Below are 21,387 nucleotides of genomic sequence, written 5' to 3'. Positions count from 1 at the left end.
ACATTCAGATTCTTATCAGATCCACATCAAAAACCAGCATCTATCCGGCTTTGCTGCACACTGACGACAAAAGCTATTGTTAGATGGGCACGTCTACCTGTGCGTTGACGTGCCCCGTGACCCTGGCTTGCGGCTCCTTGACCGGCTCTGATTTTCGACTTTTGCCGCCCGGAGATTTAGGTGTACTGCGCGCCTTGCTGGCACGGGTCTTGCCGGCCCGTGGTGGCGGACGGCAAATGGCACAAATAAAGCCTGATTCAGGATCGTGCGCATGGGCCACGAAGCCCCCCTTGCAGCGCTCGCACTGGGACAGCTGCAACAAACCGCTATCAAAAAAGCGCAGCAGCATCCAGGCACGGGTAAAACTCAGCACGGGCTCTTCGTCCGGCCCCACGTCCAGACGCCCGGCCGACGATTGCTCCAGGTAAAGGCGATAGGCCTCGACCAGTGCACGACTTTTGTCGCACGGCGTATGTACGGCCATGAACTGGTAAATGCTATAGAACAGGCTGGAATGAATATTGGGCAGCCAGGTCATGAACCAGTCGACAGAAAAAGGCAGCATCCCTTTGGGTGGCGAGCAGCCCTTGACTTCACGGTACAAACGGGCCAGCCGGTCGTAGCTTAATGATGTTTCTGCTTGCAGGACCTGCAAACGCGCCCCCAGCTCAATCATGTCGGAAGCAAGCCCAATTTCCTGGGCTTCTTTGGCGACGCTTTTTATAGCCATAGTTCTTGATGTAATAAGTTCGCAGCCGGTTTAACCGGCTTGTTCTGCCGTCGCGCGCTGTGACAGAAGAATAGTGGAGTGAGCCTGCTGCAATACCCCTCCCAGCACATCCTGCGTCAAGGTGGTGAGCAGGTCGTAATCATTGAAGCGAAAGCCGCAAATCAACGAGCTGGAGCTGGCCAGCTTGACCAATTGGGCCGGCGACAGACGCAACAAGGTCTCTGCCACATCAGTATCGAAGCCCAAACGGAACATACCTGCCGAAAAATTCTCCCGCAGCAGGCGCTGCGCGAGTAACAAGTACGACAAATTGACTTCCTGAATATCATTCAGCAGCGAATTTTCCGATACGGGCATGTCAGCCATCCTTGTAAATCTGTTAATCAGCCAGTTTCTTGTAACAAAACACATTTAAAACATATAAAGTTACATAAATATGTATCATGCCTTGCAATCTATTGCGTGAATATAAATTTTACATTCTCGATGTTTCCGACACACACTCTCTTTTAATGCCCTAAAAACATGGAAAACAATAAATATATGCAATAAACGTATCAAGACACAGCAGAATATTATCAGATGCTCACTTAATGTTGTAGTTATAAACGAGATGTAACATGACAAAGATCAAAGCGCCTGTATCAAATTTATGTTTTGTTGCATACATTAGCCATTAATTAATGCATATTTCGACGATCCATCTCGCGTGCAGCCTAAAAAGCGTTGAAATATCGGATAATCTTCTGGGGACAGCTTTCCCCGCCGCCACCACATCCGTTTTGTAACAGCCCATGGTTCCTGCTGCTTTTACGCAACGTCTGTTCGCCTTGTGCCTGACACTGATCCTGGCAGCTTGTGCGCACACGCCCTCGTCCCGCCTCCCCCCCGGCAAACCCATTGGTGTGGATGAACAGCGCCGCTCAGCCGTCGTCCTGTCTGCCCTGACATTGCTGGATACGCCTTACCGCTACGGCGGACGCGAGCCGTCTACCGGCTTTGATTGCAGCGGCCTGGTGCACTATGTATTCAGCCAGGAGTCCAGCTCCCCCATTCCACGCCGCACCGGCGACCAGGCCAGCGCGGCCCGGCGTGTCAGCCGTTCACAGCTGCGCCCGGGTGACCTGGTGTTTTTCAATACACTGGGTACCCCGAACTCGCATGTAGGCATCTATATAGGCAAGCAACAATTCATCAACGCTCCCTCCAGTGGTGGACGCGTGCGGATTGATTCACTGGACAATCCCTATTTCGCCAAGCGCTTTGAAACAGCTCGCACTTTCTTTGATTGACTCATCAGCAAGCCAGCGCAGGTATTGAATGGAAGCGGGCCTGATCTTTCACCAAACCCAATTTCATTGAGCGCAGAAAGCAAAAGGGCCCGTAATGAACGGGCCCTTTCTTATTGCCATACGTTTAACGCGTAGGCACGGTGGCGTATTGCTCGGCCAGTTCCAGAAAGGCCTCCAGCTCGGGCGAGCGCCCGGTCTCTTCTTCCATAATTGCCGCCACCGCTGGGGCAAGTGACTGCGCCAGACGCGCATCAAGGAACAAAAGGCGCGAACGACGGGCCAGCATGTCTTCAACGGTACGGGCATATTCAAAGCGGCAAGCAAAGCGCACCATGGCCACACTCAAGCCCGGCGCCAATTCCTGATCCGCTCCCGGCAAGGTCTGCACCCAGTCGGCCTCGCTGCCATACGCATCCAGACCGGCTGTACGCCCCAGAGAACGCCGGTCACCTACATAAGAAGCACCGACCAAACGTTGCTCCTGAGTCCGACAGGCTGGCAAAGGCCTCAGCAAGCCGGACTGCTGGCAGCGTTCCAGCACATCTTCGGCCATGGCACGATACGTCGTCCATTTGCCGCCAGTGACTGTCAGCAAACCATTCGCACTAACCGTAATGCTATGTTCCCGGCTGATGGATTGCGTCTGCCCCGCGGCCGACTCGGCTGCAGGGCGCACCAACGGTCGCAGCCCCACCCAGATACTGCGCACATCCCGCACCGTGGGCGCTTTTTGCAGATAATTCGCGGACTCTTTCAGAATGAAATCCACTTCCTGGGCCAAGGGGCGCGGCTCCAGCGGAATATCGTCTCGGGGAGTATCCGTCGTGCCCAAAATCAGCTTGCCCAACCAAGGCACGGCAAACAAGACCCGGCCATCCTTGGTCCGTGGCACAAGCAAGGCGTGTTCACCGGGCAAGAATTCCTGATCAACCACCAAGTGCACACCCTGGCTGGGCGAAACCATAGGGCGCAGTTCACGCCCGGCTTCCTGCGCATCCAGTTGTCGCACCTGATCCACCCACACGCCCGTGGCATTGACCACGCATTTGCTCTGGATCTCATAGGTCTGACCGCTTTCCTTGTCCTGGCAGCGCACCCCGCAGACCTTGCCCTCGCTGTGCATCACATCCACAACCGGACAGTAATTGATGAGCAAGGCCCCATTCAGTGCCGCCGTACGGGCCAGGGCCAAGGCCAGACGGGCATCATCAAACTGGCCGTCCCAATATTTCACGCCACCTTTCAGGCCACTTTGCCGCGCACCGGGCAGAAGCTGCCGGATTTTGGAAGCACTCAAAAATTGGGTATGACCCAACCCCTCGCGCCCCGCCAAACCGTCATAGGCCATCAGGCCCACCCCGTAAAACGGAGTCTCCCAGCACTTGTAGCTGGGCATGACAAAAGGCAGGCGCTGCGCCAGATGGGGCGCATTGCTGAGCAAATGCATACGCTCGCGCAAGGCTTCACGCACCAGACTGACATTGCCCTGGGCCAGGTATCGCACCCCGCCGTGTACCAGCTTGGTCGCCCGCGAGGACGTGCCTTTGGCAAAGTCCCAGGCTTCCAGCACAACCACACTCAAGCCCCGCAAGGCCGCGTCCAGAGCCACGCCCAAGCCGGTAGCGCCACCACCCACCACGACCATATCAACCTGCGTGGTGCGCGCCAAGGCGCCCAGCATCTGGGCTCTGTCGGTCAATAAGGGGGAACTTAATGTAGTCATAAGATGAGCTTTGGACCTGAAATTAGCAGACACCCGAAAAAAACACTGACTGGCTCGGGATTTACCCTGATTTTAGCCCCTGAACTTTTACCGTCCAGTGAAACTTGTTTGCTCGCGTATCAAGTCCCCTTCTGCGACCGGACACAGATCACACAGAGCCAGTACACTGTGGTCTGCTCCGCTTTTACTGCCTCATTCGCATGACATTCATACTTGCTCTTGATCAGGGAACCTCCAGCTCGCGCAGCCTTGTGGTAGCGGCAGACGGCCGCATTCTGGCCAAGGCGCAGCAGGAAACTCAGCAATACTACCCGCGTACAGACTGGGTGGAGCATGATCCCCAGGAAATCCTGGACACCCAGTTCCGAACCGCCCGGCAAGCGATTGAGCAGGCAGGGCTGCGCCCTCAGGACATACACGCCATTGGCATTACCAATCAGCGTGAAACCACAGTGCTATGGGATCGGCAAACCGGGCAGGCCCTGCACAAGGCTATCGTCTGGCAAGACAGACGCGCCGAGGACTTCTGCGCCCAGTTGCGCGAACAAGGGCACGAAGCCACCATTACCGGCAAGACCGGCCTGCCTATTGATGCCTATTTTTCGGCCTCCAAGCTGCGTTGGCTGCTGGACTCCGTACCCGGCGCCCGTGAACGTGCAGCGCGTGGTGAACTGGCTTTCGGCACCATTGACAGCTGGCTGATCTGGCATTTAAGCGGCGGCAAAGTCCATGCCACCGATGTCAGCAATGCCTCACGCACTCTGCTCTACAACATTCATAGCCAGCAATGGGACGATGAATTGCTGGCCCTGTTCAACATCCCGGCCAGCGTCTTGCCCCAGGTACAGAGCTCCGCCTCCGAGTTTGGCCATTGCAGCCCCGAAATTCTGGGTAGCCCCATTCCCATTTGTGGTGTGGCGGGCGACCAACAAAGCGCCCTGTTCGGCCAGGCTTGCACAACACCCGGCATGGCCAAGAATACCTATGGCACAGGCTGCTTCCTGTTGATGCACTGTGGCTCTCAAGTCCCCCAATCCCATAACGGCCTGATCGCAACCAGCGCCGCCCATCACGGCGATGCTCCCGCCTATGCGCTGGAAGGCAGCGTATTTATTGGGGGGGCGGTGGTCCAATGGCTGCGCGATGGTCTGGGCGCACTGGAGCATAGCGCGCAAGTCGAAGAGCTGGCTCGCAGCGTGCCGGATGCACAAGGCGTACGACTGGTCCCTGCCTTCACCGGCCTGGGCGCCCCCTATTGGGATGCCCAAGCCCGCGGCACCATTACCGGCCTGACACGCGCCTCCACCATGGCCCACATCGCCCGCGCTGCTCTGGACAGCATTGCCTACCAAAGCGCCGCCGTGCTGCAAGCCATGAATCGGGATGTACAGGCCAACGGCGGCCCGGCCTTGCACGAGCTGCGTGTGGACGGTGGGGCCTGTGCCAATAATCTTCTGATGCAATTTCAAGCAGACTTGTTGGGCCTGCCTGTCGTGCGTCCCGTTACTATTGAGACGACCGCGCTGGGCGCCGCCTATCTGGCGGGCTTGGGCAGCGGTCTGTATTCAGGTCTGCCTGAGATTGCGGCGCTATGGCAATGCGACCGGGTTTTCGAGCCCATCATGTCGCGCGATGAAGCCCAAAACCTGATGCTCAGTTGGGAACAAGCCGTGCGTCAGGCACGCACTTATTGAACTTGCTGTTTTTTTTGACGGAAACACCATGCTGCAAAAAATCATTCTGGGCATTGCCATCTTCCTGATCGTGATGTTGGGCCTGACCTTTGGCGAGGCCATTTTCCACTACATTTCCTCGTACCTGGGATTCCTGTTCCATGACTTCATCGAATTGATGCAGCAAGTTCAGCGCTACCTGACCGTGCATTGGGGCAAGGCACTGATCGCCTTGATCATTACCGTCCCGCTGGTGATCTGGATTTCCAAGAACAAGAAAGACGAAATGTCCAAGCCCAACAGCCACCGCAAGATCGCGATTGTGCTGGCGATATTCCTGGGCTGGCTGGGCGTGCACCGCTTTTACCTGGGCCAGATCGGCATGGGCTTGTTATTCCTGGTGCTGTTTGCCATCTGGTCGCCGCTGGCCTATTTCCTGGCCTTGATCGACGCCTTGCGTTACGCCTTCATGGGCGACGACGAGTTCAAGCTGGCCCGTTAATTTCCAGATTGTTCACCAAAGCCCCACTTGCTGGGGCTTTTTTCATGGCTGAGCGCCGGACGCGTTCCCGAAGCCCGACGACGGCAATCAAACAGACCCAATTCAGGACATTTTGTGGTCCCATCAGGGAAAACCACAGCCCATGCCACGTACAAACCTAGTTCCTTGATTTCCAATACTTATATTAGCCACCATACCTTCCAGGTATACAAGCAAACCTTTTTAGTCTTGGAAATCCCCACGCCGCTTCGTGTCCAATCGAATTGGGGGAGACACGCCAGCCTCTAAAAGACTGGCAGCGGCGGCTCAGATCAAAAGTGTGAGGCCTTTGTTGCTGGCTCTGTCTACACATCCGTTCTACCTATAAACATAACTAGATTGAGACACACGAAAATGCGACGCACTAAAACCAGCTATTTACTGCGCAACTTGCTGGGCCTGGCTTTGGCCGCCTGCACGCTAAGCAGTCACGCAGCCACAGAGACACAACGCCCCAATATTTTGCTGATCGTGGCCGATGATCTGGGATATTCAGACATTGGCGCGTTTGGCGGGGAAATTTCCACCCCTAACCTGGATGCCCTGGTCAAAGACGGCGTAGCACTGACCGACTTTTACGCGTCCCCCTTCTGTTCCCCCACCCGCGCCATGCTGATGTCCGGCGCGGACAACCACCAGGTTGGCTTTGGTGGCATGGCCGAACTGATGACGCCCCAGCAGCGCGCCCTGCCCGGCTACGAAGGCTTTCTAAGCGACCAGGCCCTGCCCTTCCCCCTGGTCCTGCAAGACAATGGCTACCGCACCTATATGGCGGGCAAGTGGCATCTGGGCGTGAAAGAGGAAGTCGCCCCACCCAATCGCGGCTTTGACCAGTCCTACGCCTTGATGCACGGCGGCGCCAGCCACTTTGACCAAAGCGGCATCATCACCTTTGATGCCAATAAAGCACCGGTTGCCCTGTACCGCGAGAACGGCAAGGAAGTGCAACTGCCCAAAGACTTCTACTCCAGCGAGTTTTTTGCCTCGCGCCTGATGTCTTATATCGATGCGGACAAGCGCAAGGACCAGCCTTTCTTCGCCTACCTGGCCTTTACGGCTCCCCATTGGCCCTTGCACGCACCCGAGGAATACATACGCAAATATGAAGGCCGCTATGACGCAGGCTATGACGTGCTGCGTGAGGAACGTCTGGAACGCATGAAAAAGCTGGGTCTGGTGCCCCAGGATATGCAAGGCTATGTGGGCAATCCGGCCTGGCCACGCTGGAAAGAGCTGAGTCCTGAACAGCAACGTGTTGAAAGCAAACGTATGGCGGTCTACGCCGCGATGGTGGAAGCCATGGATGCACAGATTGGCCGTGTCATCGAGCACCTGAAACAAACCGGCCAGTACGACAACACCGTTGTGATCTTCATGTCCGATAACGGTGCCGACGGCAATACCGTGCTGGATGAAGGTGAAACCCGCGCCTGGGCTCACAAGCATCGCGATAACAGCTATGAAAACACGGGCCGTCCCGGCTCCTTTGTGGAATACGGCCCAGGCTGGGCGCAAGTTGGCTCCACGCCCTTCAATCTGTACAAAGCCTTCATGTATGAAGGCGGTATCTCGGTGCCCAGCATCATGCGCGTACCCGGTGGCAAGCGTCAGGGCGAATTTGTGCGCGCTCCGGCCCATGTAACCGACATCGCCCCCACCATTCTGGCCTTGGCCCAGATCGAACAGCCCAAGGGCGAATACCGTGGCCGCCAGGTCATCCCCATGCAAGGCAACTCCATGGTGGATGTGCTGACCGGTCACAGCGATCAGGTCCATGAAACCTTCCGCCAAGGCTGGGAGCTGAATGGCCGCCGCGCCATGCGCGTGGGTGACTGGAAAATCGTGTACGCCAATGCACCGTGGGGCAAAGACCGCTGGGAACTGTTCAATGTGGTCGAAGATCGCTCCGAGCTGAATGACCTGTCCGAAAAACATCCTGAAAAGCTGAAAGAGCTGATTGCCGAGTACGAGCAATATGCCAAGCGCAACGGGGTGGAGGATTTTGAAGGTCTGGCTTCGCGCCCTGGCTACAGCAACAGCCTGAACTACTACAAGGATCTGGATGAAGTCCTTTAAGCTCTCCCGAGCCAAGGCACTGCTGACGGTATGCGGGCTGCTGACAGCAGCCCCGCTGCCTGCAGCGGCAGACGGCTCCGATACCCTCCCTCCTCCGGTTCCGGCCCACGATTGCCAAGCCTATAGCGGCATACCAACAGGCTTCGGCCCGGCCAGGCAAGGAGCCGCCAATCAGGCTGGTTTGGTCACCATTCCCGGGGGGCGCTTTCTGATGGGGTCCGACGAAAGCTATCCGGAAGAAAAGCCGGTACATCCCGTGGAGGTCCAGGCTTTTCAGATAGACCAGCACGAAGTCACCAATGCCCAATTCGCACAATTTGTGGCAGCCACAGGCTATGTCACCCAGGCGGAACGGGTGCCGGAATTTCCGCCGAATGTTCAGGTTCCCGAGCAGTATCGTCAGCCCGGATCCGCCGTCTTCACGCCACCGGCAGCAACGCATGATCACGATCACCACGACGGGCACGATCAACATGCCCCTCCCAGCAATTACAACTGGTGGGTATGGGTGCCAGGTGCCAACTGGCGGCATCCCGGTGGCCCCGATACCAATATGAACGGCCGTGACAATCATCCCGTCGTCCATATCGCCTACGAGGATGCGCTGGCCTACGCCCGCTGGTTGGGACGCGATCTGCCCACCGAAGAGCAATGGGAGTTTGCAGCGCGCGGCGGACTGGAAGGCGCTACCTACCCTTGGGGCAATACGCCTGAAGTGCGCGGCCGCTTGATGGCCAACACCTGGCAAGGTAGTTTCCCCGCCCAGAACCTGCTGCGCGATGGCTACGAAGGCACCGCCCCCGTAGGCTGCTTCCCGGCCAATAACTATGGCCTGTGGGATTCGGTCGGCAATGTCTGGGAATGGACACGCAGTGCATGGCAGCCCCAGCATCGCCCCCTAGCGCCCAAACCCCTTCTCGTGGCAGCAACGGATGCCAACGGAAATCCGGCAACAGGCGTCATCAAGGGCGGCTCGTTTCTGTGTGCGGCGAACTTCTGCGTACGCTATCGCCCAGCTTCACGGCAACCCCAGGAAACCACCATGTCTACCCAGCATGTGGGCTTTCGTACGGTGCTTAATGAAATAAAAAACTAAGCTCAAAAGCCGGGCTCACCCTTGCCAAGCCCGGCACCAAACAACAATCCCCCCGCTTTTCACGAGGGGATTGTTCACTATCAAGTTCTTTCAGGGCAGACAAGCAAGGCATCAAGGCTTACGTTGCCATTCCCGTTTCAGGCGTGGCCGTTTCTTTTTGCTTGACGGCCTGATGGTCCAGGGTCTCGCTGACGCTTTCCCACGCATTCTGCAAGCTATCAAAAACGCGATGCGCGTGAATCTGCTTGAACAGACCCATGCGAATCAGCTTGCGACCCACTTTCTCGTTCGCCTCGCACAGCGCCACCATGACATTGCGCTGTTCCAGCTCCGCCAAGGCAGTCTCCAAAGCCTGCATGGCCGTCGCATCCACAAAAGGCACGTAATTCAGGCGCAAGACCACGGCCCGAACCTGCTCCGGCACCGTCAGCAAGGAACGATTCACCGCTTCCACACTGGCAAAGAAGTACGGTCCTTCCAGAGTCAGCACCGAAATATCCTGCCGCAATTCCTGGCTGAAGGACAAATCCAGTGCCCGCTGTAAACGGCGGCCTTCCAAGGCCCGCACTTGCACCCCATCCGAGGTGCGTTTGAGCACATACAGCATGGCCAGAATCACCCCAATATTGACGGCTACCACCAGATCCGCAAATACCGTCAGGGCGAAAGTCACCCACAGAATGAACAAGTCAGCGGTAGGCATACGGCGCTGCAGGCGAAGAACCAGCTTGGCCTGACTCATATTCCAGGCCACCATGAACAGAATGGCCGCCAACACCGTCAGCGGGATATAAGCCGCCAGCGGGGCCAGCAACAGCAGAACCAGTACCAGGAAAATGACATGCACCACGCCGGCAATGGGGCTGTCACCGCCATTACGGATATTGGTAGCGGTACGGGCAATGGCCCCGGTAGCCGCAATCCCGCCAAACAAGGGCGAGAGCACGTTGGCAATCCCTTGGCCCACCAATTCCTGATTGGAGTCGTGACGGGTCCCTGTCATGGAGTCGGCCACGACAGCGGACAGCAAGGACTCAATCGCACCCAGCATGGCAATTGCAAACGCAGGCCCGATCAGCTCCACCACGCGAGTCAGCGTAATTTCCGGCCATTGAAACGACGGCAAACCACTGGGCAAGGCACCGAAGCTGGAGCCGATAGTGGCCACCGACTCAAAACGGAAAATCGCCTGGATAAGCGTAATGACCACCAGGGCCACCAGCGGTCCGGGCAAACGCGCCAGACTTGGGATCTTGGGCACGACAATCAGAATCGCCAGAGACAAAAGCCCCAGCAGTGTGGTTGCCCAATCCAGGGACGGCAGGTTCTGCAGCAAGAACCAGAGTTTCTCGTGAAAGTGCTGGCCCTCGACGACGGGAAGGCCAAAAAAGTCCCGCCATTGGCCCACCCAGATGATCACCCCGATACCGGCGGTAAAACCCACGATGACCGGATCGGGAATAAAGCGGATCACGGCTCCCAGGCGCAGCAGGCCCAGCAGCAGCAAGATCACCCCGGCCATCAGCGTGGCAATTTGCAGGCCCGCCACCCCATGTTGGGCCACCACCCCGGACAGAATGACAATGAAGGCCCCCGTCGGCCCGGCAATCTGCACCCGGCTGCCGCCAAATAAAGACACCGCCAAACCAGCAATAATGGCGGTATACAAACCCTGCTCGGGCTTGACCCCGGAGGCAATGGCGAAGGCCATGGCCAACGGCAAGGCCACCACCCCCACCACCAAACCAGCCAACAGGTTATTTAGCCAGTGTTTTCGCCCCAGGAGTCCGGCTCGACCCGCTTCCAGCAGTGCAATCATCGCGCGTCCTTGTCATGCCCAGCCTGCTCGACACAGATGAGAAACAAGCAGGGCCTCAACCCAAATGAAGCCTTAATGATACTACTGCGTGTCAAAAAAACTTCACGTTAGTGATGGGCTTATTTGATGCGGCATAAAAAAGGCCCCCACGCTGCGCCTGCGGCTTGCGCTCCACCTCGCGGCCTGCATGCCGCTCGGATTCGCCTGGCACACAGCAGGCCGCAATGGACTACTGTGTGTCCAGGCTCATCCCCGAGGGGGCGCTTTTTACCGGGGGCGCCGAGCCTTGGGACGGCCCAGCGATAAAAAAAGCCCCACCTCAAAGAGGTGGGGCTCAGTGACAACGAACACGGAGTTCAAGGGTTGCGGGCGCGCAGCAAACGCAAGCTGTTCAGCACCACCAGCAAGCTGGCACCCACGTCGGCAAACACGGCCATCCACATGGTGGCTTGTCCGGTCAGAGCCATCACCAGGAACACGGCCTTGATACCCAAAGCCAGGCTGATGTTCTGCCACAACACGGCATGCAAGGCTCGAGACTGACGCATCAGCAAGGCAATCTTGCCCAGATCATCGTCCATCAAGGCCACGTCAGCGGTCTCGATGGCAATGTCCGAACCCAAAGCTCCCATTGCGATACCCACATCGGCACGAGCCAGGGCGGGTGCATCATTAATGCCATCACCCACCATTGCCACCAGACCATTACCCAGTTTTTCCTCGATACGGTCCAGCTTGTCCTGTGGCAGCAAGCCACCTCGGAAATCCTTGATTCCGGCTTGCTGGGCGACATGACGCACGGCTTGCTCGTGGTCGCCCGAAAGCACTTCCACCTGAACGCCCTGCGCTTGCAGATCGCGAATCGCCTGGCTGGTGGTGGGACGCAGCGTATCCATCATGGCGAACCAGGCCAGCAGACCGTGCTCGTCACCCAGATACACCATGGTGGCACCGCTCTCTACCGCTTGCTGCTCGGCCTGGCTGGACTCAGCCTTGTTCTGCCCCAGCACCCAGCTACGCTTGCCCAGACGCAATTGGCCAGTCGTGCCTTGTGCTTGCACACCATTACCCGCCAAAGCTTCGAATTGATCCAGGCGCACCAGACCCGATGCCACACGGCCACGGGCAATCGCTTGCGAGGCAGGATGATCCGAACGCTCGGCCAGAGCAACGGCCATGTCCAGCACTTCGCTATCTGACAGGCTTGGACGCAGGCTGCCATATTCGCTCAAGGAAGGCTCGCCCAAGGTCAGGGTGCCGGTCTTGTCCACGGCCAAGTACCGTAGCTGACGAGCCCGCTCCAGATACACGCCACCTTTAATCAAAATACCGGCACGCGCGGCACTGGCCAGGGCACTGACTACGGCCACAGGCGTGGAGATCACCAGGGCGCAAGGGCACGCAATGACCAGCAGAACCAGAGCGCGGTATACGGACTCCGACCAGCTCACACCCCAGATCAAGGGCAAGGCCACAGCCATCAAGGCTGCCGCCACCACAACCAGCGGGGTGTAGATGCGAGAGAACTGGTCGACAAAGCGCTGAATCGGAGCCTTGTTGGCCTGGGCCTCCTGAACCGAACGTGTGATACGGGCCAGCAAGGTTTCATCATGCGCGGCCTGGACCTGATACACCAGTTCGCCCATGCCATTGATGGTGCCTGCAAAAACTTCGTCACCGGGCGCTTTGTCCACGGGGGCACTTTCACCCGTGATAGGAGCCTGGTTAACCGTGCTTAGCCCTTGCAGAACTTTGCCATCCAGGCCAAAACGCTCCCCAGGGGCCACACGCACTTGCCAGCCTGCCTGCACCTGATTGGCCGGTACACGCTGCCAATCCTTGCCATCGGCACTGACCAGCACTTCATCCGGAACCAGCTTGAGCAGGCTGTCCACCGCATTACGGGCGCGGTCCAGGGAACGAGCCTCAATCCACTCAGCCAGGCTGAACAAGGACATCACCATGGCGGCTTCAGGCCATTGGGCCAGTAGTACCGCGCCGGTAACGGCAATACTCATCAAGGCATTAATATTGAGCTGACCATTACGCAGCGCAATCCAGCCCTTCTTGTAGACCTGCACGCCGCCGGACAGAATCGCGGCCAGAGCCAGAACAATCACCAGCCACTCGGGGGCCGCCAGCCAGTGACTGATCTCGGCGGCCAAAGCCAGCACCACGGCGCCGGCAATGCGAATCAAACCTTGCTTGGGCGATACCTGCTTCACAGGCTCTTCATCGGCCATGCGGGGTTCAAAGCCCAGGCCGCGCAACGCGCCCAGCACCTTGTCACGGGCACCATCCACGTGGTCTACGGTCAACACACGCTGCATCAGGTCAAAACCCAGGTTCTGCACCTGATCCAGCTTTTTCAGGCCGGAGCGAATCATGTTCTCTTCCGCCGGGCAGTCCATATCAGCAATATGCACGACCAGACGAGTGGAGGTACTGGCCGCCAAGGTCACCGATGGGCCAAATGCGGGTGCCGAGCAGCACGCCCCCTCGTGGGAGTGCGACGCTTGTTCTGCATGGCTGTGATCGTGATCATGGCTATGCTCGTTGCTGTGATCGCCCGCCGCATGGGCGTGATCATGACTATGGTCATGTACGTGCTCGGTCTGGCAGGCTGATGTTGTGCACTGCCCCACGCCGAGCTTTGATGTGTTGTTAGCTGATGTCATAGCAGTTCCTCGCTTCTTGCATGGGACCAGTAGAAAGCCTAAAGTAACTACAAGGTCAAGCCCTTTGGAGGCCAAGCAATGAAAATTGGTGAGTTGGCGGAAAAAAGCCACTGCAACACGGAAACCATCCGCTATTACGAGAAAGTTGGGCTGCTGCCCGAGCCGGAGCGCAGCGAGGGCAACTACCGCCTGTACCGCAGTATCCACCTGGAACGGCTACGTTTTATTCGCAACTGCCGCAGCCTGGATATGACACACGAAGAAATTCGCGGCCTGCTGGCATTCATGGACGGCCCAGCGCAAGACTGCGCCCCGGTCAACGATTTGCTGGATGAACACATCGAGCATGTGGCCGTACGCATTGCCGAGCTGGAACACCTGCAAAAACAACTGATTGAACTGCGTCACCGCTGCGGACAGGCCGGTGGCCTGGAGCATTGCGGCATTTTGCAGGGATTGGTGAATATGGAGCCGGATCAAGTCCCGGCTCCCACAACCCATTTGGGCTAAGGCGGTGTGACGTGGTCCTTAGCTACGCACCCGCCCTGCCGCCCACATTCCGATCAGCATCGCGACCAGAAACAAAATAGCCAACGGTGCGCCCGACGCAGCCAGCACAATGGCCGGTCCGGGGCAGAAACCTGCCACACCCCAACCAGCGCCGAAAATCAAAGCACCCAACACCAAAGGACGGTCTATTTGACGCTGCTTGGGCAGATTCATGGGCTGGCCAGTCACAAAAGCACAAGGACGACGGCGTGCCAGACTGAACGGCACAATCGCCACCGCAATTGCCGCGGCCATTACCAAGGCCAAAGACGGGTCCCAGGCTCCGGCCAGATCCAGAAACGCCAGCACCTTGCTGGGGTTGGCCAAGCCGGAAATCAATAAACCCAAGCCAAAAATCAGACCGGAAACTAAAGCGATGAAATAGTGCATGGCGGGCTCCTTAGATCAAATGACGCAAGACAAACACGGTCAGAAAGCCGCTGGCCATAAACGTCAGCGTTGCCACCAAAGAACGGGGCGACAAACGCGACAGACCACACACACCATGACCACTGGTGCACCCCGAACCCAAACGGGTTCCGAACCCCACCAGCAAACCGGCTACCACCACCCACATCCAGGGCTGCGGCTGCACGACAGGTACGGTTTCCCCGGCCAGGCGGTACAGCCAGGGTGCCGCCGCCAGGCCCAGCAAGGCCATCCAGCGCCAGCCCCTGTCACCCGCCTCCCCGCTCCAGGTGCCCGACAGCAGGCCGGATATGCCAAACACCCGACCATTGAACAGCACCAGCACCGCGGCCGCCAAACCAATCAAGGCGCCGCCAAACAAGGCGCTCCATGGGGTAAAGGAACTCCAGTCAATTGCGATCATCAATGCCTCCTGGGGCACAAAAAATTCCATATAAAGTTTGCATGACAGCCAGCACCGCCGGGTTTTCCAGGCGGTAATAGACGTACTTGCCCTCTTTGCGGCTGGCAATCAGCTCTTCGCGCCGCAAAACCGTCAATTGCTGGGATAAAGTAGGTTGTGAAATTCCACTGCGTTGCGCCAGCTCCCCCACATTGCATTCGCCCTGCACCAACGTGCACAGAATCATCAGGCGGTCAGGGTTGGCCAGGCTGCCCAGCAAGCTGCTGGCTCGGCCCGCTACCTGTCGCAGGGCTTCCAGTTCGGTTTGATTCATAACGTTCTACAAAAATACAATATATATTATTATATAATATCTTTTCATATTTTTTAAGCAACAAGAGGTCTGACATGCTCCAAGCCCAGGTCGCCAGCTTCTTTCATACGGACACATCCACGTTCACCTACGTGGTTTATGCCGAAGGTCAACGCGAATGCGCCATCATTGACTCGGTGCTGGACTACGACGCCGCCTCCGGCCGCAGCAGCACCGTGTCTGCCCAGAAGGTCGTGGACTTTGTGCGCCAGCATCAGCTGGAGGTGCAATGGATTCTGGAAACCCATGCCCATGCCGACCATCTGTCCGCTGCGGTCTGGCTGCAAGAACAGGTGGGCGGGAAAATAGCCATTGGCGAACACATCAAGCAAGTGCAGTCCACGTTCAGCCGCATCTTTAATATAGAGGCCGAAATACAGGCCAACGGCACACCCTTCGATACGCTGTTCAAGGATCAGGAACCGTTCCAGATCGGCGCCATTCAAGTGCAGGCTTTGCACGTGCCCGGTCATACCCCGGCAGATATGGCCTATCACGTTCAAGGTCTGGGCGTATTTGTGGGCGACACCTTGTTCCTGCCCGATGTCGGTACCGCCCGCTGCGACTTTCCGGGCGGCAGCGCCAGCCAGCTTTATGAATCCATCCAGCGCCTGCTGGCCCTGCCCGCAGATACGGTCTTGTTCATGTGCCACGACTATCCGCCTGAAGGACGGGAGCCCCAGTTCCACTGCACGGTTCAGGAGCAGAAGGACGGCAACATCCACGTACACGACGGCATCAGCCAGGAAAAGTTTTGCGAGCGCCGCCGCGCACGCGATAAAACCCTGGGCATGCCACGCCTGATCCTGCCTTCCATTCAAGTCAATATCCGCGCCGGACACTTTCCCGAACCAGAAAGCAATGGTCAGATCTATCTGAAACTGCCCGTCAATCTGCTTTGAATATGACTTTTTTTTGCGTCCGGGCAGACACAGGCTCGGACGTAGAAAAACTTTTAAGGCTCAGCCTGCGTATACTGCCCTTTTCTGCACCCTGAACTTCAGAAGGAAATAACTGGCATGACTTACGTGGCCCTCAAACACTTGCACATGACAGCCGCCGGGCTGAGCATTCTGTTTTTCATTATTCGGGCCTTTTGGTCAGTCAGCGGATCATCCTGTTTGCAGAATCGCTTTGTGCGCATTGCCCCGCATGTCATCGATACCGTCTTGTTGGTCTGTGGTCTGGCGCTGGCCGGCATGTTGGGCGCAGCCGCCAACCAGCCCTGGCTGCTGACCAAGATTGTGTTGCTGGTGGTCTACATTGTGGTGGGCAGCTATGCCATCAAGCGCGGTAAAACCGCCTTTAGCCGCGGCGTGGCAGCCCTGATTGCGATTGCCATCTTTGCCTATATCGTAGGCGTGGCGCTGAATCGCAGCCCGGCGTCCTGGTTCGTCTAAACCAGTAGCCCACATACAAAAAAGCCCCCACGCTACGCCTTCGGCTTGCTGCCCCCCGAGGGGGAGCTTTTTGTCTTGGGACGGCCCGGCGACAAAAAAAGCCCCCACGCTACGCCTACGGCTTGCTGCCCCCCGAAGGGGAGCTTTTTGTCTTGGGACGGCCCGGCGACAAAAAAGCCCCTGTCAGTGAAAGTTATCTTCCACTGACAGGGGCTTTTTACATACCTGTCTTACCAGACACCTATCCAACGCTGTACCAGCAAACTGCTGACCGCCACTGCGATCCAGACTCCCAAGCCCAGCAAGGCAGGCCGCACGCCCGCTCGGGCCATCACACGCAAGTCCGAAGACAAACCGATAGCTGCCAGGGCCAGCACCATCAGGAACTCAGCCAGAAAACGCAGGGGTTCCAGCCACTCCACCGGCACCCAACCCAGCGAGCGCAGAGCCGAGGCCACCATGAACCAGACGATGAACCAGGGAAACACACGCATCAAGTCAAAATCCCGACCAGCCTGACGCGAACGCCACACTTCCAGACCCGCCAGAATCAGGCAAATCGGGATGATCAAGGTTGCCCGAGTCAGCTTGACGATAGTGGCGTGGTCACCGGCCTGACGGCTGTAGCTATAGCCTGCTGCCACTACTGAAGACGTATCGTTGATGGCGGTTCCCGCCCACACCCCAAAACCTGCGTCCGACATATTCATCATGTGACCGGCCAAGGGGAAAATCAGCACGGCCACAATATTGAAGATAAAAATGGTGGAAATCGCCAGTGCGGTTTCATGTTCCTCAGGCTTCAGAATAGGCGTGACCGCTGCAATGGCCGAGCCACCACAAATCGCTGTCCCCACCCCAATCAGGGTGCGCAGCTTGGAAGGAATCCCCAAGGCTCGGCCCAGCACCAGCGCCGTCACAAACGCCACCGTCAAGGTCACCAGGGTCACCGCCAGCGAATCCATACCGGTACGCATCACTTGCGGCAGGCTCAAACCAAAACCCAGACCAATAATCGACCACTGCAACAATACCTTGGACGAAAAGCGCAAACCGGGCTGAAACACCGTAGCCACGCCCATGCTGTTACGCAATACCATGCCCAAGACAATCGCAAAAACCGGACCGCCAATCAAAGGCCACACTTTACCCAGGCCCATAGCGGCCACACCCACGGCCACCGCCAGTAAAAAACCCCACCAACGCGACGGCTTCAGAGAGAAACCCGATTTGCCCTGTGCCTTCAGGGTCGTGCTTCCTGCTGGTAAATCGGTCACACTGCTCATCTCGTCATTCCAGATATGTAATAAGTAAAAGTAATTTTAGGTTGACCCCGAGTATTAAAAAATTCATTATTACTTATCGTAAGTATCAATTTTATTTATCATGAATGCGATCAGCATCAGACAACTGGAAGTGTTCGTAGGCATTGCCACCTTGGGCACCGTGCGTGCTTGCGCCGCCCAGATTCACTTGTCCCAACCTGCCGCCAGCATGGCCTTGGCCGAGCTGGAAAAGCAGCTGGACTGTCCCCTGTTTGAACGCACGCCGGGGCGCATGCAGCTGACCAGCCGCGGCAAGCAATTGCTGCCACACGCTCGCGAAATTCTGGAACGCCTGCGGGAGATGCAAAGCCAGCAGGAAGAAAGCGAGTTGCGTGGTGAAATCCGCATCGGGGCCAGCAATACCGTCGGCAACTATCTGATTGGGGATCTGGTGGGGCAGTTTGTGCGCCAGCACCCGCGCGTGTCCCTGCATGTGTCGGTGGACAACACGGCCAACATCATCAATCAGTTGCTGGAACATGGCTGCGACATTGCCTGCGTGGAAGGCCCGGTCAATCACCCTCAGTTGGAAACCTGGATCTGGCGCGAAGATGCGCTGGTCGTCTGCGCCGCCCCCGATCACCCGCTGGCTACCAAGGCCACCTTGGAAAAACAGGACTTTGCGGGCATGAGCTGGATCATGCGCGAACGTGGCTCGGCCTCCCGAGCGCTGACCGAACAAGCCTTGAATGTGCTGCCCGGCGGCCATGTGCTGATGGAGCTGGGTCAGGTAGAAGCCATCAAACAGGCGGTCATCGCCGGACTGGGCCTGGCTTGCCTGCCACAGGCAGCTACCCTGGATGCTGTTGCCAATCAGCGACTACGCATCCTGGACACCCCTTTTCTGGATTTGAAGCGCCGCCTGTCCCTGGTCCTGCATAAAGAACGCTACCGTAGCCAGGTGTTAAGCGCTTTTGCGGAACATGTACACAGCCCGGAGTCCGGTTCAAGCGCATCGGAAACTTGACGCAAGTTTGCATTCTGATGATGGTTGACACCCGCAGCAATGCTATTCTTGCTGCAGTGCAGCACAAACAGAAGGGACCATAAGTCCCGCTCTCCTGCCCACCTCTTGAACCGAGTGATGCCATGAACACTGTTCCTACGCCACAAGCGCAAGATGTCCCCGCTTTTGCCCGCCCCTCTTATTTGCCACCCTACGAAACGGTAGCCCTGGTATTGCAAGGCGGCGGCGCTTTGGGAGCCTATCAAGCCGGTGTATATGAAGGTTTGCTGGAAGCAGGAATCGAGCCAGACTGTTTATCCGGGATTTCAATTGGGGCCTTGAACACCGCGATTATTGCGGGCAATCCCCCCGAGCGGCAGGTAGAACGCCTGCGGGAGTTCTGGAATACCATTTGCGAGCCCTACTATGGCTGGTCCAGCCCAGCCTGCCTGGAGCGTGCCCTCTTTGGTATCAACGATGTCATGCGTGAGGCCATCAGCGCCTTCAATGCCAGCAACGCCCTGGTCTTGGGACAGCGTGGCTTTTTCCGCCCCCGTTTCCCCCCTCCAATGCAAGCCACACCGGGCGTGCCCGAAGGTGCCAGCTATTACGACACCAGCGCCCTGAAAGACACGCTGGAACGTTTATGTGACTTTGATCGCATCAACGACAAGCGTCAGCGCATCTCGGTAGGTGCTGTCAATGTAGGCACGGGCAACTTTGTTTACTTTGACAACCATCGCACTACCTTGCGAGCCGAACACTTCATGGCCTCGGGTGCCCTGCCTCCGGCTTTCGCCCCCGTGGAAATTGATGGTCAGTATTACTGGGACGGCGGTCTGGTTTCCAATACGCCGCTCTCTTATGTGCTGGATCAGTCACCCCGCCGGGACACTCTGGTTTTTCAAGTGGACTTGTGGAGTGCGCGTGGCCCGGTACCCAACAATATGGGTGAAGTCAGCGACCGCTTGAACGAGATCCGCTACTCCAGCCGTACCCGTATGGTGACCGAGGACATGCGTCATTCGCAGTACATGCGTCATATCCTGTCAGAGCTGCTCCCCCTGATCCCCGAAGATCAACGCAAAGACCTGTTGCCGTGCCGCCTGGCCGAAGAGCTGGCCAGCAACAAGCGCTACAACGTGGTGCACCTGATTTACCGCAACCAGCCCTACGAGCAGCACTACAAGGACTATCAGTTTGGTCGCATGACCATGCGCGAGCACTGGCGTAGCGGTCTGGATGATATTCGCCAGACGCTGATCCATCGAGACAAGCTGAACATGCCGGAGAACCTGGCCGGTTTCACCACCTACGACGTGCACCGCGACGAAATCGAAAAACGGCTGGCCAACAACGGCAAGTAAGCCAGCCTGTGCCGAGACTTAGCGGCGGCTCAAGACCATCGCGCCGCTAAGTACAAAGGCCGTACCCAGCAATTGCATGAGCGTAATCGGCTCCCCCAGAAACCAGTTCGCCAGAAACAGAACCGAAACTGGGCCAATCAGCCCCATTTGAGCACTCATGGGCGCGCCTACTCGCTCCACTGCCCACATTGTCATAAAGGTCGGCAAAACCGTATTGCAGACGGCGTGAATCATGGACAGGCCATAGACCGGCGCAGGCTGCACCAGCCCCTGCCAGCCCAGCACGGCAAAAAAGTGAATCAGGGTGTAGACCGCCGAGAAGGACATGGCATAAGCCACCAGCCGTGTAGAACCAATGGCCTTGAGCAGCTCGCCCGAACCAATCAGGTAGATGGCATAGGAAATGGCCGAACCCAACACGCAAAGCGCACCCAGCAGCACATCATCGCCGGTCAGGCTCAAGTCCTGCACAAAGACCAGCCCTACCCCTAAATAGGCCAGCGCCAGAGCCAGCCATTGTTTGGGCAGAATGCGTCGTTTCAGAAAGATGGCGGAGAACATCAGCACAAAGGTAGGCGACAAAAACAGAATCAGCCGCTCCAGCCCTGCCGAAATATATTCAAGGCCGATAAAGTCCAGCAAACTGGCCAGGTAATAGCCCAGAAAGCCCAGCACCACCAGCTCCAGCTTCTGACGACCAGTCAGTGCGGCCAGCTTGCCCTGCCGTACTTTCTTCACTTGCCAAAGGGCAATAGCCAGAAAGAAAGGCAGCGACAAGAGCATTCGAAAGCCAATAACGGTCAAGGCGTTGACATCGTATTGATAGGTCAGCTTGGCAACCACCGCTTTGGCGGAGAAAAGAATAGAGCCGCCCCCCGACAGGGCCAGTCCAATTAAAAAGGAACTGCGCTGCGCACTGGAGCTTTGACTAGCTTGCATGGGAATTCATCACTTTGCAGGGCGACACCGTCAGCACAAGAGCTGCTGG

The 21,387-nt window shown here is 57.4% G+C and carries 20 protein-coding genes; 10 read left to right on the top strand and 10 right to left on the bottom strand.

The genetic code is table 11. From position 1 onward, the window contains the following. Window positions 1–79: 79 nt before the first annotated feature. Complete coding sequence (gene flhC, locus NBV64_RS06765; protein ID WP_035269018.1) at window positions 80–730, bottom strand: flagellar transcriptional regulator FlhC; 651 nt, start codon at window positions 728–730, stop codon at window positions 80–82. 30 nt (window positions 731–760) lie between these two features. Continuing rightward, window positions 761–1,087, bottom strand: a complete 327-nt coding sequence (gene flhD / locus NBV64_RS06760; RefSeq protein ID WP_009455187.1) for a flagellar transcriptional regulator FlhD — start codon at window positions 1,085–1,087, stop codon at window positions 761–763. A 437-nt stretch (window positions 1,088–1,524) separates the two neighbouring features. Here flhD and NBV64_RS06755 point away from each other — a divergent pair, with 437 nt between their 5' ends. Continuing rightward, window positions 1,525–2,022: a C40 family peptidase gene (locus tag NBV64_RS06755; RefSeq protein WP_250756944.1), complete on the top strand. Its 498-nt coding sequence runs from the start codon at window positions 1,525–1,527 to the stop codon at window positions 2,020–2,022. Between the two features lie 124 nt (window positions 2,023–2,146). On the opposite strand, the gene NBV64_RS06750 is transcribed toward NBV64_RS06755, so the two are convergent. Next, window positions 2,147–3,745: a glycerol-3-phosphate dehydrogenase/oxidase gene (locus NBV64_RS06750; RefSeq protein ID WP_250756943.1), complete on the bottom strand. Its 1,599-nt coding sequence runs from the start codon at window positions 3,743–3,745 to the stop codon at window positions 2,147–2,149. A 200-nt stretch (window positions 3,746–3,945) separates the two neighbouring features. Between NBV64_RS06750 and glpK the strand changes: the two genes are divergently transcribed. The 4 genes from glpK (at window position 3,946) to NBV64_RS06730 (ending at window position 9,131) form a co-directional block, all read left to right on the top strand. Further along, complete coding sequence (gene glpK / locus NBV64_RS06745) at window positions 3,946–5,439, top strand: glycerol kinase GlpK (protein WP_035269011.1); 1,494 nt, start codon at window positions 3,946–3,948, stop codon at window positions 5,437–5,439. A gap of 28 nt (window positions 5,440–5,467) precedes the next feature. Further along, window positions 5,468–5,920: a TM2 domain-containing protein gene (locus tag NBV64_RS06740; RefSeq protein WP_021446836.1), complete on the top strand. Its 453-nt coding sequence runs from the start codon at window positions 5,468–5,470 to the stop codon at window positions 5,918–5,920. Between the two features lie 393 nt (window positions 5,921–6,313). Continuing rightward, the gene (locus NBV64_RS06735) at window positions 6,314–8,035 is read left to right on the top strand and encodes an arylsulfatase (protein ID WP_250756942.1); all 1,722 of its coding nucleotides are present in this window, start codon (window positions 6,314–6,316) and stop codon (window positions 8,033–8,035) included. Next, window positions 8,022–9,131, top strand: coding sequence for a formylglycine-generating enzyme family protein (locus NBV64_RS06730; protein WP_250756941.1), 1,110 nt, complete (start codon window positions 8,022–8,024; stop codon window positions 9,129–9,131). The genes NBV64_RS06735 and NBV64_RS06730 overlap by 14 nt, the downstream gene beginning before the upstream one ends. Window positions 9,132–9,249: 118 nt before the next feature. On the opposite strand, the gene NBV64_RS06725 is transcribed toward NBV64_RS06730, so the two are convergent. Then, complete coding sequence (locus tag NBV64_RS06725) at window positions 9,250–10,950, bottom strand: SulP family inorganic anion transporter (RefSeq protein ID WP_250756940.1); 1,701 nt, start codon at window positions 10,948–10,950, stop codon at window positions 9,250–9,252. Between the two features lie 356 nt (window positions 10,951–11,306). Next, window positions 11,307–13,628, bottom strand: coding sequence for a heavy metal translocating P-type ATPase (locus NBV64_RS06720; protein WP_250756939.1), 2,322 nt, complete (start codon window positions 13,626–13,628; stop codon window positions 11,307–11,309). A 78-nt stretch (window positions 13,629–13,706) separates the two neighbouring features. Between NBV64_RS06720 and cadR the strand changes: the two genes are divergently transcribed. Further along, window positions 13,707–14,138, top strand: a complete 432-nt coding sequence (gene cadR, locus NBV64_RS06715; RefSeq protein ID WP_021446839.1) for a Cd(II)/Pb(II)-responsive transcriptional regulator — start codon at window positions 13,707–13,709, stop codon at window positions 14,136–14,138. Window positions 14,139–14,156: 18 nt separating this feature from the next. Here the strand turns inward: cadR and NBV64_RS06710 are convergent, their stop codons facing one another. Genes NBV64_RS06710 through NBV64_RS06700 form a run of 3 tightly spaced genes read right to left on the bottom strand, consistent with a single transcriptional unit; the run spans window position 14,157 to window position 15,322 of the window. Then, window positions 14,157–14,567, bottom strand: coding sequence for a DUF6691 family protein (locus tag NBV64_RS06710; RefSeq protein ID WP_250756938.1), 411 nt, complete (start codon window positions 14,565–14,567; stop codon window positions 14,157–14,159). A 10-nt stretch (window positions 14,568–14,577) separates the two neighbouring features. After that, a complete protein-coding gene (locus tag NBV64_RS06705; protein ID WP_250757222.1) occupies window positions 14,578–15,006 on the bottom strand; it encodes a YeeE/YedE family protein in 429 nt (142 codons plus the stop codon). Then, window positions 14,996–15,322: an ArsR/SmtB family transcription factor gene (locus NBV64_RS06700; protein WP_009456065.1), complete on the bottom strand. Its 327-nt coding sequence runs from the start codon at window positions 15,320–15,322 to the stop codon at window positions 14,996–14,998. Before NBV64_RS06700 ends, NBV64_RS06705 begins: the two co-directional genes overlap by 11 nt. Window positions 15,323–15,396: 74 nt before the next feature. Here NBV64_RS06700 and NBV64_RS06695 point away from each other — a divergent pair, with 74 nt between their 5' ends. Continuing rightward, window positions 15,397–16,263 (top strand): MBL fold metallo-hydrolase, encoded by an 867-nt coding sequence (locus NBV64_RS06695; protein WP_250756937.1) that lies wholly within the window; start codon window positions 15,397–15,399, stop codon window positions 16,261–16,263. Between the two features lie 117 nt (window positions 16,264–16,380). Next, window positions 16,381–16,761 (top strand): SirB2 family protein, encoded by a 381-nt coding sequence (locus NBV64_RS06690; protein WP_021446841.1) that lies wholly within the window; start codon window positions 16,381–16,383, stop codon window positions 16,759–16,761. A gap of 230 nt (window positions 16,762–16,991) precedes the next feature. On the opposite strand, the gene NBV64_RS06685 is transcribed toward NBV64_RS06690, so the two are convergent. Next, entirely contained in the window at window positions 16,992–18,047 is a 1,056-nt protein-coding gene (locus tag NBV64_RS06685; RefSeq protein ID WP_060186834.1) for a YeiH family protein, read from the bottom strand. 100 nt (window positions 18,048–18,147) lie between these two features. Between NBV64_RS06685 and NBV64_RS06680 the strand changes: the two genes are divergently transcribed. Both NBV64_RS06680 and NBV64_RS06675 read left to right on the top strand, forming a co-directional pair. Next, the gene (locus NBV64_RS06680) at window positions 18,148–19,053 is read left to right on the top strand and encodes a LysR family transcriptional regulator (protein ID WP_035268980.1); all 906 of its coding nucleotides are present in this window, start codon (window positions 18,148–18,150) and stop codon (window positions 19,051–19,053) included. Window positions 19,054–19,175: 122 nt separating this feature from the next. After that, complete coding sequence (locus NBV64_RS06675) at window positions 19,176–20,399, top strand: patatin-like phospholipase family protein (RefSeq protein ID WP_021446842.1); 1,224 nt, start codon at window positions 19,176–19,178, stop codon at window positions 20,397–20,399. 18 nt (window positions 20,400–20,417) lie between these two features. Here NBV64_RS06675 and NBV64_RS06670 read toward each other — a convergent pair whose 3' ends face one another. Continuing rightward, window positions 20,418–21,338, bottom strand: a complete 921-nt coding sequence (locus NBV64_RS06670) for a DMT family transporter (RefSeq protein WP_009456073.1) — start codon at window positions 21,336–21,338, stop codon at window positions 20,418–20,420. Between the last annotated feature and the right edge of the window lie 49 nt (window positions 21,339–21,387).

This window comes from Alcaligenes sp. DN25, assembly GCF_023674485.1.
In the GTDB taxonomy this organism is placed as follows: Bacteria; Pseudomonadota; Gammaproteobacteria; order Burkholderiales; family Burkholderiaceae_B; genus Alcaligenes; species Alcaligenes phenolicus.
Note: the sequence above shows the minus strand (reverse complement) of the source record. Positions and strands in the feature narration are given on the sequence as shown.